Source organism: Candidatus Accumulibacter sp. ACC012 (assembly GCF_907163155.1).
Classification (GTDB): Bacteria; Pseudomonadota; Gammaproteobacteria; order Burkholderiales; family Rhodocyclaceae; genus Accumulibacter; species Accumulibacter delftensis.
The window spans coordinates 81,850-96,454 of record NZ_CAJQUC010000016.1; the positions used below are offsets into that span (position 1 = coordinate 81,850).

Here is a 14,605-nt window from a genome sequence, read left to right on the forward strand (position 1 = left end):
CTCCTTGAAACAGCTGCGTCGTCGCTACCAGCCCCTCGAAATACCGGCCTTTACTGCACAAAGCGACGGTCCTCCGCAATAACTCGCTTGAGTGCGGCGCTACTGGCGTCGATTACCGGCTGGCGCTGATCTCTGGGTAGCCTCTTGTCCTGCCCATCATAGACATCGTAGCGGAAGAACTCGCTGCCGGTGAAAGGGAAGACGAGCTTGCTGTCACCGTTCTTGATGCCCATGAAGTTGTAGTTGCCAAGGACCAGGAAGTCCTCGCTCTGGAACAGGTCGCCGGCCAGAGTATACGCTTGCGCCGGGGTCGAGACACCCAGGTACTCCATCAGCGTCTTCGGGATTTGCAGGTGCGAGGTGGGATGTTCAAAGGACTGCGCCGGGTAACCGGGAAGGTGCAGCAGCAGCGGCACCCGGATCTGCTCTTCGGGAAAATAGTTGCCGTGCCCATGCCCCCAGTGGCCGTTCTCCATGAACTCCTCGCCGTGGTCGCCGGTGAACAGCACCACGGTGTTATCCAACTGCTTGCTGGCCTGCAGGGCGTCCAGGATGCGCCCGACCTGCGCATCGACGAAGTGGGCGGCGTTGATATAGCGCTGGTGGATGGCATCGACGTTGGTCAGCAAATCCAGCTTGGCGTAGTTCACCTCGTGCAGGTAGTCTGGGCGAATGACCGCCGACTCGGGGAAGGTGTACGGGGCGTGCGTGGCCTCGAAAAACATGAACATGAAACGCCGCCTGGTGCCGTCGGCGCCCGCCAGTTCGGCGAGGAGGTTATCGATATTCTGCTCGTCACGCCGCCACGGCTCACCCTCGTTCAAAGCCTGCATCAGGGTCCCCGCGGGCATGTCGGCAAAAACGGTATCGTCCAGCTCCGGATAGGTAAAACTCTGGCTGGTACGCAATGAGAACAGGTAGCCCTTATCGATCAGCAGGTCGATCAGCACCGGCCGCACCCGCTGCTTCTGGAAAGCGTACCAATAGGGTGCGTGCAAGCCGTAGAACATCGAGAACATACCCATGCGCGTACGGTTGCCGCCACTGTAGTGACGTTTGAAGCTCAGCGACGTCTTGGCGAACGCCCAGAGATTCGGCGTAATCTCCGCGCTGAAAAGATCCCAACGAAACGACTCAGCGGTCAACCAGATGATGTTCGGGTACTTGTCGCGGGCCGTCGCGGTGATCGGCTGCAAGGGATAGATGATCTTGCCCTCGGCCAGTTTCAGGATATTTGATTTTTCCGCCGGCGCCACGCCGAGTCGGCGCAACAAGCTGGTGGCACTGGTATTCAGATGTAACGGCAGCACTGAAGCTGCCTGCAAATACGACTCCTTGCCGGTGTAAGCGCTGAAGGCATAGACCCCTTCGGTCACCAGCAAGGTCAGGAATAGAAGCACGGCCAGGCTTGCTGCCATGCGCGGCACCGGACGTCCCGGTTCGGCAGGCGATTTGGCCGCCACGCGATGCAGCAACAGCAGGAGAACGGCGAGCACAAGTGCTGCGACAGCGACCAGGACGACGACAGTAGAGATCGTTTCCTGGCTCGCTCCCAGCGCAGCAAGCCCCCCTGGCGTGGTCACCAGATTCCACACGAAAGCGTTGATGTGGTACTCGTAAAGCTTGAAGAGTTGTAGATCGATAAACACCAGCAACACGACAATCAGGCCGAGCAAGCAGACAACCCCATAGACCAGCGCCAGCTTCCAGCGTGGAATGGCTTCGCCGCGGGGGCGAACGAGCATTTCCAGCGACCAGCCAGTCAGCATCACCGGCGACAGAAAGATCGCCGCGTAGGTAAGCGACGAGAGCGCAGCGAAGAGGAGAACAGTCGGCTCGGGAGCCTCGATGTACGGCCAGAACTGCACCAGCAGCAGGCACAGCACAACGAAGATGAGCAGGTAGAAGCGCCGCAGTGCGCGCTGAGTTTGTGTCACCGGAATACCTCGACAAGAAAGCTTGGCGCACGATAGTGCAAGGCCAATCTTAAGAGGGACTGAAGCGCGGCCGAAAAAGCACCTGCCCCCGCGCGGGCTTGCGCTCGGCTTCAGCAAGTCGTTATCATGGCCGCACGACCAGTCCTGGCGGCCTCACGCACCGTGACCGGTCGCCATCCCTTCGCGCCGCTGCTGGCGCAAAGCGTTCGACAAGGCTGCTCACAAGCACTGCCCGCCGAGTGAACCGCTCTTCCACCCAAGGAGTCACCCATGAAAGCTCCCCTTAGCGTTGTAGCCTGTCTGCTGTGCCCGGCTCTCGTTTTCGCAGCCGAGACAAGCGTCACTCTGAACCTGGCCAGCAGCCAGGGTGTCGGCTCTGCCGTGGGAACGGTGCGCATCGTCGAAACAGCGTACGGCCTGGCGTTTTATCCCGAGCTCAAGGGCTTGCCGCCTGGTCTGCATGGCTTCCACGTACACGAAAAGCCGGCCTGCACCCCCGCGGACAAGGAGGGCGTGGCAGTCGCAGCGCTGGCGGCGGGTGGGCACTTCGACCCACAAGAAACGAAGCGGCACGGCGAACCGTGGGGCGACGGGCACCTCGGCGATCTGCCAGCGCTCTACGTTGCCGCCGACGGAACGGCCAGCACCCCGGTGCTGGCACCAAGGCTGAAGCTCTCTGACGTGCGCAATCGCTCGCTGATGGTGCACGCCGGCGGCGACAATCACTCGGACCACCCGGCGCCACTCGGCGGCGGCGGCGCTCGCGTCGCATGTGGCGTGATCGGCGGCTGATCGGCGATCGGCCACAAGAGCAAGCCTCGGCTGGAATGGCGATTGCCGGGATCGGGGCCTGCGTTCTACCCCAAGGCCCTCTCCGCGCGAGCGGCGCGATCGACGCAGGGCAGGTTCAGCTGACTCAGACGACCAGCAGGAAATCGCGCACCGCAGCGATCTGCTGAGCGTCGAGAAAGGTCGGCGCGTGTCCGACGCCGGGAATCTCGACAGTCTGCGGGCGCGGACCGCGGTTCGCCATTTCCTGCAGCGTCGCGTGCGTCAGGACAGTCGAGTCAGCGCCACGAACGACCAGTGTCGGGCAGCGAATGGCATCGTAGAGCGGCCACAGGTCGACGTCGCCAGCGCTGATCTGGCGCCGGAACGGGTCCCCGATTGCCGGGTCGTAGCGCATCTCGAGGCGGCCATCGTCGGCCCGCTGCAGGCTGTACTCGGTAAGATGGCGCCACTGCGCGTCAGTCAGGTGGCCAAAGGGCTCGCTGACCAGGCGCACATACTTTTCGGCGTCCTCGTAGGTCGCGAACTTCGGTGCCCGACCGACGTAGTCGCCAATCAGTTGTAGCGAGGCCACGGGAATGAGTGGGCCGACATCGTTGAGCACCAGGCGGGAAATCGGCGAATCGTCCTGGCTGGCAATCCACATGCCGAGCAGCCCGCCCATCGAAGTACCCAGCCAATGGACCCTGTCGACATCGAGGCGCGCGAGCAGAACCATCAGGTCGGCCACGTACTGCGGAAAAACGTAGTGCGCCGAGTCGCGTAACCAATCGCTGCGCCCACGCCCGACAACATCGGGGCAAATGACGCGGTAGTCGGCAGCCATCGCCCGCGCCAGAGCGTCGAAATCGCGTCCATTGCGGGTCAGGCCATGCGCGCAGACCAGGACCTTCGGATTGTCGCGCTCACCCCACTCGGTATAGGCCATGCGATGCAAGCCGGCGGCTGAGGCACAGCACACCTCACGTTCAACGATTCCCGGCGTCGGCCCAATGAGCCACGGTGAGAAGTCAGCGCGGATGTTCATCTGGTAAATCTCCCTGCAAGTTTCATTTCCCCTGCCTAGTCTGCCGCTCGAGCTTGCGTCGTGCCTGCCGCCTGCAGCGCTTGCTGCGGGGAGAAGGGCGAAACTCTAGCACAGGCCTGGAATCCGCGCCCAAGGACCCAACGCGGTCAGTACCATAGCAACCCTGCACGAATCTGCACCTGTGTCAGTTTTGTACCACTCGTGGCGACAAACGCTTGTCAGCGTCGGATCAGGCTTGACAACACCCCCCAGCCATGGAAAACAATAAGCCGAGCTTACAGAAGCTTAGCGACTACAGTTAAAGTCGCTTATCACCTCATAGACTCTGAAACTCGAACGCTGGACCCAAGAAACGCTTCAAGAACGACACAGGATGGCCGTTGCAGAGGTATCAGCCAGATCATTGCGGCCAGTAATACTCTCCTCAAGGAGCGCAGCCCATGAACATTTCAGATGACGCCGTACTGCAGTTCTTTCGCGATCTCGTCCGCGATTTTTCGCAACCGCATTTCTCGGAAGCGGAATTTCTCCAGCAGCAATACGCCGTGATCGAAGCGTATGTGGAGCACTTCCCGGCAAACGAGAGGGACTCCCAGGCGCTGGCATGGATCGAGGCCAACGCCGGGCAGTACCGTCAGCAGTGGCGCCTGCAGGCGGCAAGCGGCGGACGCCAGATGCAATCCAATCGCAGCCACTAGTCCCCTCTTGCGCAAGCGCGCCGACAAGCCCAGGCTCACTCCACGGCGGCAGCTGAGTTGATCTCGGTCGAGGACAGCGTGTTCGGAAAACCGGCTGCCCGCAGACCGTCGTGATGCGGCGAGCAGACGAGCTTCAAGCCACCCGAGCGCGTCCACTCAGCCAGAGGCCTGCGCGACCGGGCAAGCAAGGCTTCGGCCGACTCACCACCGGCGCTGAGCGCTCCCAGCCAGCCATTGCGACCCGCGCCCTTGACGGCGTAGAGCGCCGCATCGGCGATATTGACGGCGCTAGCCCAGTCCAGAGTGGCGGCATGCTGGATTGACAGTGGAAAGCAGCAGAAGCCGATCGAGCAGGTCTTCGACAGGAAGCGGCCGTCGTCCAGTTGGAAAGCCTGATCGGCCACCGCCGCCCGCGCCCGCTCGGCAAGTTCGGCCGCGTGCGAGCGCGGTGTCGCTCGCGCCACGACGAGGAACTCTTCACCACCCCAGCGAATCAGGTAATCGGTGTCGCGAAATACGCGCACCAATCGCGCGCTCATTTCCCGGATCACCGCGTCGCCCGCGGCATGGCCATAGCGGTCGTTGACGTGCTTGAAGCAATCGATGTCGAACAGGAAGAATATCAAGCCGGCATCCTCCCGCAACTTTGCTCCGTACTTGAAGTGACTCTCGTACTCGCGCACCGCCAGGGCGGCATCGGCCTCGATGTGCTGAGTCAGGAAGCGGCGGTTGCGCAAACCGGTCAAGGGGTCGGTCAGGCTCGATTCTTCCAGGGCGACCGACTTTCGCTGCAGCGCCAGCGCCAGGGCCTCCAGTTCGGCCGTGCGCGCGTGCACCATTTGTGTCAGTTCCATCTCGTGCAGGCGCAGATGACGGGTTCGCAAGCGCACCAGCGCGTTCACCATGGCCAGCAGCAGGCCCAGCACGAGCAGCCGAAACCACCAGCTTTGCCACCAGGCGGGCAGCACATGCACCTTGATCGCCAGTTCATGCGGACTCCAGGCGCCGCTGCGATTACTGGCGCGCACGCGCAGAAGGTAATCACCAGGGTACAGATTGCTGTAACTGGCGACCCGGGAATCGGCGCTAGTTTCGATCCAGTCAGGATCGAAACCCTGCAGTTGGTAGGCATAGCGCACACGCCCCGAGTCGCTGAAATCGACCGCCGTAAAGGCCAGGCTGAAGCTGCGCTGCTCGGGCGCCAGTTCGATGCCGTCGAGGATTCCTCCGGCCGACTGGCGCTGGCCGTTGATGGTCAACTCGGCGATCAACAACGGCGGTGCGTAGGCCGAGGCGTCGAAGCGCTCGGGCCTGACCACCAGAATGCCCTTGCTGCCGCCAAACAGTAGTCGCCCATCAAGCGTCTTGGCCCGTGATAGAAACCAGCCGGTGCCCAGATCGGCACCGTCGGCGGCAGTCAACTCGTCGAGCCGGTCGCTGGCGGGATCGTAAACGTACATCTGCGTCCAGATGCGTCCGCGCGCATCTTCCTGCAAATTGCCACCAAACGGCCGGCCGACGATGCCATGGCGTTCGCTGACGCGCTCGAAAACTGCCTGCCGGCCATCCCAACTGCGCATCCGATGCAGGCCACTCACGGCCGTGTCCACCCACAGCGTCTGCTGGCTGTCGAAGAGAAGTCCAATGACACTAGGGTTGCCAAGGCCGGCGCCGGCGGGCGCTTCGACCGGCAACAGCTCGTCGCCACCAGCAGCAACGCGAAACAGCCCCTTGCCGCTACCCACCCAAACGCTCCCATCAGACGCCTCGGCAAGGGCATTGATATCGGCGCGCAACGCTTGCCCCTGCGGCTGACTGATGCGCACGACTTCGGCGGAACCGGGCCGCCAGCGGAAGACGCCATCCTGCGTAGCCACCCAAAGTGAGCCATCTCTGGCGGCGAGCAAACGTCGTACCAGGCCGCCAGCATGCGGCAGCGTTTGCAGTTGCCGATGATCCTGGCCGAACTGATAGAGCATTGAATCGGCCCCCAGCCAGACGCTGCCATCGCCGGCCTGGGCCATGGCCTCGACGCGTACCGGCGGCGACGGCTGCCCTTCTGCCTGGCTGGCCGCCAGCGCCTGTTTCGGCGTCCGCGGCCACAGCGCGCCGGTCACCCGCAGCAGGCTGTCCATGACCGCCACGCCGCCCTTGTTGGTCGCCGCCCAGATTTCGCCATTATCGACTTGCAGCAGGCTGCGCACGTCGGCCTGAAAAAAGGGGCTACCGACTTGCGCATCGGCGCCGCGCAACCAGATGCTCTGGTTATTCGGATCATGGCGCTGCAGACCGACACCAAAACCGCCCACCCAGATCAGGCCGGCCTGATCGCGGAGCAGCGCCGTCACTTCGTTGCCCGCCAGACCCGAGCGCTGGCGCGCATCGTGCCGCAAGCGCTGCACAAGACGGCCGTCGGCGACCGTGTGCAAATCGATGCCGGTCGATCGACCGACCCACATTTGCCCGCCCGAAGCCTCGACCAGACTGGAAACGGCGCCCTGGTTGGCAATGTCCTGCGCGTAGTCGAGGAACAGGCCCTTGTCCGTCGCCGGGTCGACGATCGCCACATCGCCCTGCTGCGTGCCCACCCATATACGCCCGTCCGATGCCTGGAACAAGGCCTGCACGATGCGCCCGGCGAGGCTCGCATGGCCGTCCCCGTCGCTTGAGAAGACCGCCTCGAAGCGATCACTAGCCGCCTTGCGGCGGCTCAAGCCGGCCCAGGTACCCACCCATAGCGAGCCCTGGTCGTCGATCAGCAGTGCCTGCACGCGATCATCGGGCAGGCTTCCCGGCTGCGGCGAATGTCGGTAGTTGACGATACGGCCGCTGCTCGGCTCGAAATGATCCAGGCCGCCGCCCTCGCTACCCGCCCAGATACTGCCGTCGCGATCCTCGGCCAGGGCGCGGATGGTCGGCAGCACGCCGGCGTTCTGCTTGCTGTCGCCGCGCCAGGAAGTGACACGCTCGGTCGCCGGGTCATAGACCGCCAGGCCATCCCATTCGGTACCTACCCACAGACGACCATCGCTGCCGGCGAGCAGGGCGCGGATCCAGCCCAGGTTGCGCGCCGCCGGGTCCGCACTCTCACGCTCCTGCGCACGAAAGCGATAACCGTCAAAGCGCACCAGACCGTCGCCGGTCGCCACCCACAAGAACCCGGCCCGGTCCTGGACCATCGTCGGCACGACAGCGCGCGGAATGATGCCGACCCCCACCGACTCGAAACGCGGCTCGGCCAGCGGATTGTCGACGTTGAGGGGAAGCAGGGGGTCGGCGTGCAGCGCCGTGACGGTGAGCAGCAAGAGCCCCAGCAGCTTCATCGGGCGGCGCTACGGGGTGAGCGAACAGACGCGCACGCTCCGGGCAATGGTGATCTCGCAGACATGCCACATTGTAGCCGCCAAGACCCTACCGGGGTCAGTGCTCTGGCTTGGCAAGCAGGTCGGCGACAAGCAGCCGTGGGTCAGCTGGCTGTGCGCTGCCCATTCTGCTCACTGTCCATACCAGTAACGCCGATGTTCGCTGCGATACGCGGCAAGCGCCACGCCGCCGGCAAGCTCGATGCGCACCGCGCCGTCGGCATCGCTGCGCCACACGCGACTTCCGGCATAGCGCGCAAGGACATCCGGCCGTGGATGCTGGTAGCGGTTGCGGTAGCCAACGGGAATGATCACGTCACGGGCGCCAACGGCGGCAATGAACGCCGGCGTCGACGAGGTGCCGCTGCCGTGATGCGGCACCAGCAGGACTTCGCTGCGCAAGAGCTCGGGCGCACGATCAAGCAGTTCCTGCTCGTCGCGAGCCTCGATGTCCGCGCTGAGCAACATGCTCCCGGAGGCATTTTCCAGGCGCAGCACGCAGCTCATGTTGTTGGTTTTGGCGCTCTGGAGTTGGTAAGCGGCGGCGTCAGGGTGCAGCATCGTGAAGCGAACGCCATCCCACTCCCAGCTCTGGCCGGCCGCACAGCGCTCACCGTCCAGTTCCGGCAGCGAGCTGAGCAGGCGGCCGACCGGCAAGGCTTCCCGGATGGCGACCAGGCCGCCCGAATGATCCTTGTCGCGATGCGTGACGATCAGCGCATCGAGCCGGTCGACGCCGATCGCTCGCAGGTAGGGGAGGACGATGCGCTGCCCGGCGTCGGACTCGGCGCTGTACAGCGGCCCGGTATCGTAGAGCAGGGTGTGCTCGGCGGTGCGCACGACAACCGCCAGCCCCTGGCCGACATCGAGCACATCGACCCAGGCGTCGCCGGGCGCGGGTCGTGCTGCCGGCCAGAACACCGCCGGCAGCAGCAGGCAGAAACCGAGCCAGCGTGCCGGAAAGCCGCGCGGCAGCAGCAGGCACAGCACCCCGATCAGGGCCAGCAGCGTGGCCAGCAGCGGCGGTGCCGGCTGTTGCCAGAGCGGCCAGCGCGCCAGCCATTCCAGAACGATCATCAGCAGCGACAACAGCCAGTGGTCGAGCTGCAGTAGCGGCGGCCAGGGGACGAGGGCATAGATCAGGGCGAGCGGAGTGATCAGGAAGCTGACCACCGGGATGGCCAGGGCATTGGCCAGCGGCGAGAGCAGCGAAAATTGCTGAAAGAGGAGCAACAACAAGGGCAGCGTACCGACCGTCACCGCCCATTGCGTCGTCCCCCAGCGAGCCAGTGTCGCACGCCAGCCAGGCCGCGCTCCGAGCCGCGCCGTACCGACAAAAAAGAGCACCCCCACCGCCGCGAACGAAAGCCAGAAACCCGGCGCGAGAACCGCCCAGGGATCAAGCACCAGTACCAGCAACAAGGCCAGCAGGAGGCTGCGGCTGGCGCCGAGGTTACGCCCCGACCATAGCGCCAGCGCCACCACGCTCAACATGTAGAGCGTGCGCTGCGTCGGTACGGCAAAACCGGCGAGCAGGGCGTAGCCGAAAGCGGCCAGCCAGCCGGCGGCGATCGCTGCCTTCGCTGCCGGCAGCCACAACATCAAGCCTTCGCTGCGCCGCCAGAGCCAGCCGACCAGTGCCGCAAAGAGCGCGGCGACCATGGTCACGTGCAGCCCGGATATCGACATCAAATGGGTGACGCCGGTCTGCCGGAAGACGTGCCACTGCTCTGTCGAAATCGCCTGCTGATCGCCGATCGCCAGCGCGGCAAGAATCCCCACGTAGGGCGCCTCCGGCAAGGCCGCGCGGAAAGAGCGGCGAATCCGCTCGCGCAGGCGCTCGATCGCATAGCCCGGCCCGACAACGAAGTCATCGAGGCGCTGCGCCACGCCTTTCGGGCGCACATAGCCTGTCGCCCGCAGGCCGCGCTCGAAGAGCCAGGCCTCGTAGTCGAAACCGTGCGGATTGGCATTGCCGTGCGGCTTTTTCAGGCGCACGGTGAACCGCCAGCGCTCGCCCGGACGAGTGCTGGGCACTGCGGCGGGCACTGCGGTCAGCGCTTCGTAGCGCTCGTCGGCGCGCTGGCCGTGGTACCAGGAGAGCATGATTCGCGGCGGCACCCGTGCCTGCGGCGAGGCAACCGACTCCACCGACTCCACCGACTCGACGACAAAAGCGAAGCGCTCGCCGTTCTCGAAGTCCTGTGCCAAGCCGGCGACCACCCCGACGATCTGCAGGTCACGACCTTCCCACTCGGCCGGCAAGCGCTCCTGCAGGCGCTGCTCGGCGAGCAGTGCTGCCCACGCCAGACCCAGCACGGCGCAGGCCAGAACCGAAATGCTCCGCCAGGCAAGCGGTGCCAGCTGCCGACGAGCACCCGCCCAGATCAGCCAGGCGGAAGCGCCGAAAAACATCGCCACGACCAGCGCGAAAGGCGGCAAACTTCCCCGGGTCTGGAGAAGCCCGACCCCCATGGCGAAGGCGAGAATGTTGGCGCGCATGCGCCATTAGAACGGAAAACTGCCGTCACGCGCGCACTTCAAGGGGAGTCAGGCGAGTTTGAAGCGGCGAACTTCGGCGTCGAGGCCTTGCGAAAGGCTTTCCAGCTGTGCCGCTGTACCGGCATTGCCAGCCACCGCCGCGCAGTTCTCCCCGGCCATCTGGGCAACACGCTCGACGTTGCGGGCAATCTCGGCGCTGGCGACGCTCTGTTCGCGCAGTGCGCTCGAGATATGCGCCACGCTGTCCACCACCTTGCTGGCATTGCCGCCAATTTCGCCGATCGCGTCGCCGGCCTGCGTGGCCAGCGCGACGCCCGCGCTGACACGGCTAACGCCCAGCTGCATGCTGCTCACGGCATCACGAGAGCCGTTCTGAATGGCGTCAATCATGCTCGAGATCTCCTTCGTCGAGCGCGTCGTCCGCTCGGCCAGCTTGCGCACCTCGTCGGCGACGACCGCGAAACCGCGCCCCGACTCGCCAGCGCGCGCCGCTTCGATCGCCGCGTTGAGCGCCAGCAGGTTGGTCTGATCGGCAATTTCCTTGATCACATTGACGATCGCCGAGATCTTCTCCGAGCGCCCACCCAAGTCGGCGATGACCGACGCCGCGTGGTTCACGATCTCCGCAATGCGCTCGATCTCGTGCACTACGTCACCGACGACGCGACTGCCGTCGGTCGCCAGCTCGCCAGCGCGGCTGGCCAGCTGATTGGCGTCCTGGGCACTGGCGGAGAGGTTTTCGATGCCCACCGTCATTTCTTCCACCGCCGCCGCCATTGCCGAAGCGGCATCGCTCTGCTGTGTGCTGCTGCTGGTAATATTCCCCGCCGAGGCAGCAAGGTTCTGGGTGGCCCCGAGCACCTCGCCGGCACTGCGCTGGACCTTTTGGATCAGGACACGAAAACCCTCGGTCATTTCGTTCAGGCTGTCGCCAACCAGCCTCAGCTCGTCACGAGTACCGAGATCCACCCTGACGCTGAGATCGCCGGTGGCAATCATTCGCGCATTCGCTGCCAGGCGCTTGATACTGCCAATCGTCGCCAAATAGAAAGCGATCGACACGTAAGCGTAGATCAGCAGAATGAGCGCGGTAACGGCAATACTGATGCCCAATTCCCGCTGTGCTCGCTGTAGGCGCTGCTGCAGCACTTGTTCGAGGGTCGGGAAAAGGCTGTCGAACATCTCCTTGTAACCCTTCTCGATCACCCGCGTCGTCACCGCAAAATAGACCGCCGGCAGCATCTCGTAGCGCTCGCTGAGGATGTCGTCGTTCACCATGGTGCCGAACTCTTCCGCCGCCGCGCCCATGTCCTTAGCCGCAGCGTCGAGCGCCGACTGCAAGCCGGGATTGTAGTGCGAGGTCTTGGCGATATTTCGCCGCAGACCATCCACGGCTGAATTGAGCCTGCCCAGTGCTGCGGCCAGTTCGACCCGCTGCGCCATCGCCAGCGGTTCTTTCCGGGCCAAGGCGCCGGTGCCCATGGCGCGCAGCTGGCCCATGTTCTCCAGCGCCAGCGGCAACTCGTCAACCAGTGTATCAATGAGATAGCTGGAGTCGATGTCAGGATCGTTGGTCAGGGAATTCTGATCGGCGATGGCGCGCTGGAAGCGGGCAAGTTCATCGATCAGCGCGGTGTGGCGCAGAAAATTCTCGCGTACCCCCAGCTTGAGGCCTCCTTGCTGGATGGTCCCCCACGCGGCGACGAGCTTCTGCCATGAAGCAGACGCGGCCGATTGTGGCGGCAAGCTCGCAGTGACGGCCTGCAGCGCTTCCTTGACTTCCGTTTCCCTGCCTGCGCGCCGGTATTCCATCCTCTCGTCGCCATTGAGAACCCCTGACGAAAGCCCGCGATGGACCTGCAGATGCTGCACCAGAATGGCGATCGGCTTGATCGTTTCAAGACCGGCCAACTCCTGCTGCGAACGGTCGATTACCCGCTGCTCGGAACGGTAGAGATTCGCCCCGAGGAGACCGATCGCGATCAACGCCAGCATCCCCATCACCGTGAACTTCTTCGTATAACCAAGGCGGTTGAGCAGGGCAATGGCCGGGGCGAACAGGGTCTGCATGATGATCCGTCTCCAAAAGGTGCCGCAAGACCCTTAACGGCAGCAGGCGCCGAAACTTTAGGCGATTGGCGCGCCAGGCAGAATCTCAGCCGTCAGAGGGCTGCAAGCGGCCGTCGTTCAGGGTCAGGATGCGTTCGGCACGGCCGGCAAGTGCCGGGTCATGGGTGACGACGACGAAACTGGTTTGCCGCGAGCGGTTGAGCGCCAGCATCAGCTCGAAGACGCCGGCGGCGGTTTGCCGATCGAGGTTGCCGGTCGGCTCGTCAGCGAGCACGCACGCCGGCTCGGTAACCAGCGCGCGGGCGATCGCCGCCCGCTGCCGCTCACCCCCGGACAGTTCCGAGGGCGTGTGCTGCAAGCGGTGGCCGAGACCGACTTCGCGGAGTATCGCTGCGGCCCGCGCTTCTGCTTCCGCCCTCGGCAGGCGGCGAATGATCAGCGGCATGGCGACGTTCTCGAGGGCAGTAAATTCGGCCAGCAGGTGATGAAACTGATAGACGAAACCAAGGTGGTGATTGCGCAGCGTCCCTCGTTGCGCGTCGCTGATGCTGTTCAGATCCTTACCCATCAACTGCACGCTGCCAGCGCTCGGCGCGTCCAGGCCACCGAGGAGATGCAGCAGGGTGCTCTTGCCCGAACCGGAGGCGCCGACGATGGCCACGCGTTCGCCGACCTGGATCTCAAGATCGACGCCGAGCAGCACCTCGACTTCGCTATCGCCCTGGCGATAGATCTTGCTCAGCCCTTGACAGGCCAGAACCGGCTCACTCATAACGCAGGGCTTCCGCTGGATTGACCCGGCTCGCACGCCAGCTCGGATAGATCGTCGCCACCAGTGCGAGCACGAAAGCAACGCCGACGATCGTCGTCACATCGCTCCACTGTAGTTCAGAGGGCAGGTTCGAGATGTAATAAACCTCCTTGGCGAGAAACTGTGTGCCGAGCAGGCGCTCGATGAAGGGCACCACGACATCAACGTTGAGGGCCAGGGCAACGCCGCCGGCGACACCAAGGCCGAGGCCAATGAAGCCGATCAGCGCGCCCTGCACGATGAACACCATCATGATGCTCATCGGGCTGGCACCGAGGGTGCGCAGAATGGCAATGTCGGCCTGTTTGTCGGTCACCGCCATGACCAGCGTCGACACGATGTTGAACGCCGCGACGGCGACGATCAGCGAGAGAATGATGAACATCATGTTTTTCTCGATTTGTACGGCGCGAAAGAAATTGGCGTGGCTGCGCGTCCAGTCGCTGATGAAGGCGTTGATCGGCAGGGAACCGGCCAGGGCGCGCGACACCTGCGGCGCCTTGAACAGATCGTCGAGCTTCAGGCGCACGCCGGAAACACGATCGTCCATGCGATACAGACGCTGTGCGTCGGCGAGGTCAATCAGCGCCAGGCCACTGTCGTACTCGTACATACCAACTTCGAACAGGCCGACGACGTTGAAAGTCTTCAGCCGCGGGATCACCCCGGCCGGCGTCACCACGCCCTGCGGTGCGATCAGCGTCACCCGGTCGCCAACGCGGACGTCGAGCGCGCGCGCCAGTTCGCTGCCGAGGACGATGTTGAAGCTGTCGGGAGTCAGATCGTCGAGCTTGCCGCTCTTCATGTGCGGGCGAAAATCGGCGACCCGGTCTTCCTGGTCGGGCAGAATGCCGCGCACCAGGGCGCCGCGCACTGCCTGCCCGGAGGTAAGCATCGCCTGTGCCTGCACGAAGGGCGCGCTGGCGAGCACGTGTGGCTGTCCGGCTGCCTGCTCGGCGACCGCTTGCCAGCCGGCCATTTCGCCGCTGCCGCCGGTGATCTGGACGTGCGAGACGACGGCCAGAATGCGCGAGCGGAGCTCGGTCTGAAAGCCGTTCATCACCGACAGCACGACAATCAGCGCGGCGACCCCGAGGGCGATGCCAAGCATGGAAATCAGCGAGATGAAGGAAATGAAGTGATTGTGCTTTTTGGCGCGCGTGTAGCGCAGGCCGATCAGCAGCTCGTAAGGAAGGGCCATCAGCGGCGGGAACTCATCTCAGGTTGGTGCTGCGAAGCGCCGAAACGGCAAAGCCGCTATGCTACACTTTTTCGGCTAGCGGCTGCCCGTTCAAGCATTCAAGCATTCCACACTCCTCGGGCTACGCTGGCCGCGCTCACGCCATCCGTCCGTTGTCTCGCCCGCCTTCTCGCCCAGCGCTTCCTCCACTGTCTCGCCTCCTCCGGCC

9 protein-coding genes are annotated in these 14,605 nt (G+C 64.1%); 2 read left to right on the forward strand and 7 right to left on the reverse strand.

Going from position 1 to position 14,605, the window contains the following annotated elements; all coding sequences use genetic code 11:
- Nucleotides 1-50: 50 nt before the first annotated feature.
- The gene (locus QZ648_RS16200) at nucleotides 51-1,937 is read right to left on the reverse strand and encodes a sulfatase-like hydrolase/transferase (protein WP_211203836.1); all 1,887 of its coding nucleotides are present in this window, start codon (nucleotides 1,935-1,937) and stop codon (nucleotides 51-53) included.
- Between the two features lie 270 nt (nucleotides 1,938-2,207).
- Here QZ648_RS16200 and sodC point away from each other — a divergent pair, with 270 nt between their 5' ends.
- A complete protein-coding gene (sodC, locus tag QZ648_RS16205) occupies nucleotides 2,208-2,729 on the forward strand; it encodes a superoxide dismutase family protein (RefSeq protein WP_169068044.1) in 522 nt (173 codons plus the stop codon).
- 124 nt (nucleotides 2,730-2,853) lie between these two features.
- Here the strand turns inward: sodC and QZ648_RS16210 are convergent, their stop codons facing one another.
- Nucleotides 2,854-3,753: an alpha/beta hydrolase gene (locus QZ648_RS16210; protein WP_169068045.1), complete on the reverse strand. Its 900-nt coding sequence runs from the start codon at nucleotides 3,751-3,753 to the stop codon at nucleotides 2,854-2,856.
- Nucleotides 3,754-4,193: 440 nt separating this feature from the next.
- Here QZ648_RS16210 and QZ648_RS16215 point away from each other — a divergent pair, with 440 nt between their 5' ends.
- On the forward strand, nucleotides 4,194-4,451 hold the full coding sequence (locus QZ648_RS16215) for a hypothetical protein (protein WP_169068046.1): 258 nt from the start codon (nucleotides 4,194-4,196) through the stop codon (nucleotides 4,449-4,451).
- Between the two features lie 35 nt (nucleotides 4,452-4,486).
- Here QZ648_RS16215 and QZ648_RS16220 read toward each other — a convergent pair whose 3' ends face one another.
- The 5 genes from QZ648_RS16220 to QZ648_RS16240 form a co-directional block, all read right to left on the reverse strand.
- Nucleotides 4,487-7,774: a ligand-binding sensor domain-containing diguanylate cyclase gene (locus tag QZ648_RS16220; protein WP_291997674.1), complete on the reverse strand. Its 3,288-nt coding sequence runs from the start codon at nucleotides 7,772-7,774 to the stop codon at nucleotides 4,487-4,489.
- A gap of 171 nt (nucleotides 7,775-7,945) precedes the next feature.
- The gene (locus tag QZ648_RS16225; protein WP_169068049.1) at nucleotides 7,946-10,315 is read right to left on the reverse strand and encodes a DNA internalization-related competence protein ComEC/Rec2; all 2,370 of its coding nucleotides are present in this window, start codon (nucleotides 10,313-10,315) and stop codon (nucleotides 7,946-7,948) included.
- 48 nt (nucleotides 10,316-10,363) lie between these two features.
- Nucleotides 10,364-12,385, reverse strand: coding sequence for a methyl-accepting chemotaxis protein (locus QZ648_RS16230; RefSeq protein WP_169068050.1), 2,022 nt, complete (start codon nucleotides 12,383-12,385; stop codon nucleotides 10,364-10,366).
- A gap of 85 nt (nucleotides 12,386-12,470) precedes the next feature.
- The gene (gene lolD, locus QZ648_RS16235; protein WP_169068051.1) at nucleotides 12,471-13,157 is read right to left on the reverse strand and encodes a lipoprotein-releasing ABC transporter ATP-binding protein LolD; all 687 of its coding nucleotides are present in this window, start codon (nucleotides 13,155-13,157) and stop codon (nucleotides 12,471-12,473) included.
- Nucleotides 13,150-14,397, reverse strand: a complete 1,248-nt coding sequence (locus QZ648_RS16240; protein ID WP_169068052.1) for a lipoprotein-releasing ABC transporter permease subunit — start codon at nucleotides 14,395-14,397, stop codon at nucleotides 13,150-13,152. Before QZ648_RS16240 ends, lolD begins: the two co-directional genes overlap by 8 nt.
- Nucleotides 14,398-14,605: the final 208 nt, after the last annotated feature.

What these genes read in the sequence shown, in the direction of transcription:
- sodC (WP_169068044.1), top strand. Translation starts at nt 2,208, where the DNA reads ATGAAAGCTCCCCTTAGCGTTGTAGCCTGTCTGCTGTGCCCGGCTCTC.
- QZ648_RS16210 (WP_169068045.1), bottom strand. Translation starts at nt 3,753, where the DNA reads ATGAACATCCGCGCTGACTTCTCACCGTGGCTCATTGGGCCGACGCCG.
- QZ648_RS16215 (WP_169068046.1), top strand. Translation starts at nt 4,194, where the DNA reads ATGAACATTTCAGATGACGCCGTACTGCAGTTCTTTCGCGATCTCGTC.
- QZ648_RS16220 (WP_291997674.1), bottom strand. Translation starts at nt 7,774, where the DNA reads ATGAAGCTGCTGGGGCTCTTGCTGCTCACCGTCACGGCGCTGCACGCC.
- QZ648_RS16225 (WP_169068049.1), bottom strand. Translation starts at nt 10,315, where the DNA reads ATGCGCGCCAACATTCTCGCCTTCGCCATGGGGGTCGGGCTTCTCCAG.
- QZ648_RS16230 (WP_169068050.1), bottom strand. Translation starts at nt 12,385, where the DNA reads ATGCAGACCCTGTTCGCCCCGGCCATTGCCCTGCTCAACCGCCTTGGT.
- lolD (WP_169068051.1), bottom strand. Translation starts at nt 13,157, where the DNA reads ATGAGTGAGCCGGTTCTGGCCTGTCAAGGGCTGAGCAAGATCTATCGC.
- QZ648_RS16240 (WP_169068052.1), bottom strand. Translation starts at nt 14,397, where the DNA reads ATGGCCCTTCCTTACGAGCTGCTGATCGGCCTGCGCTACACGCGCGCC.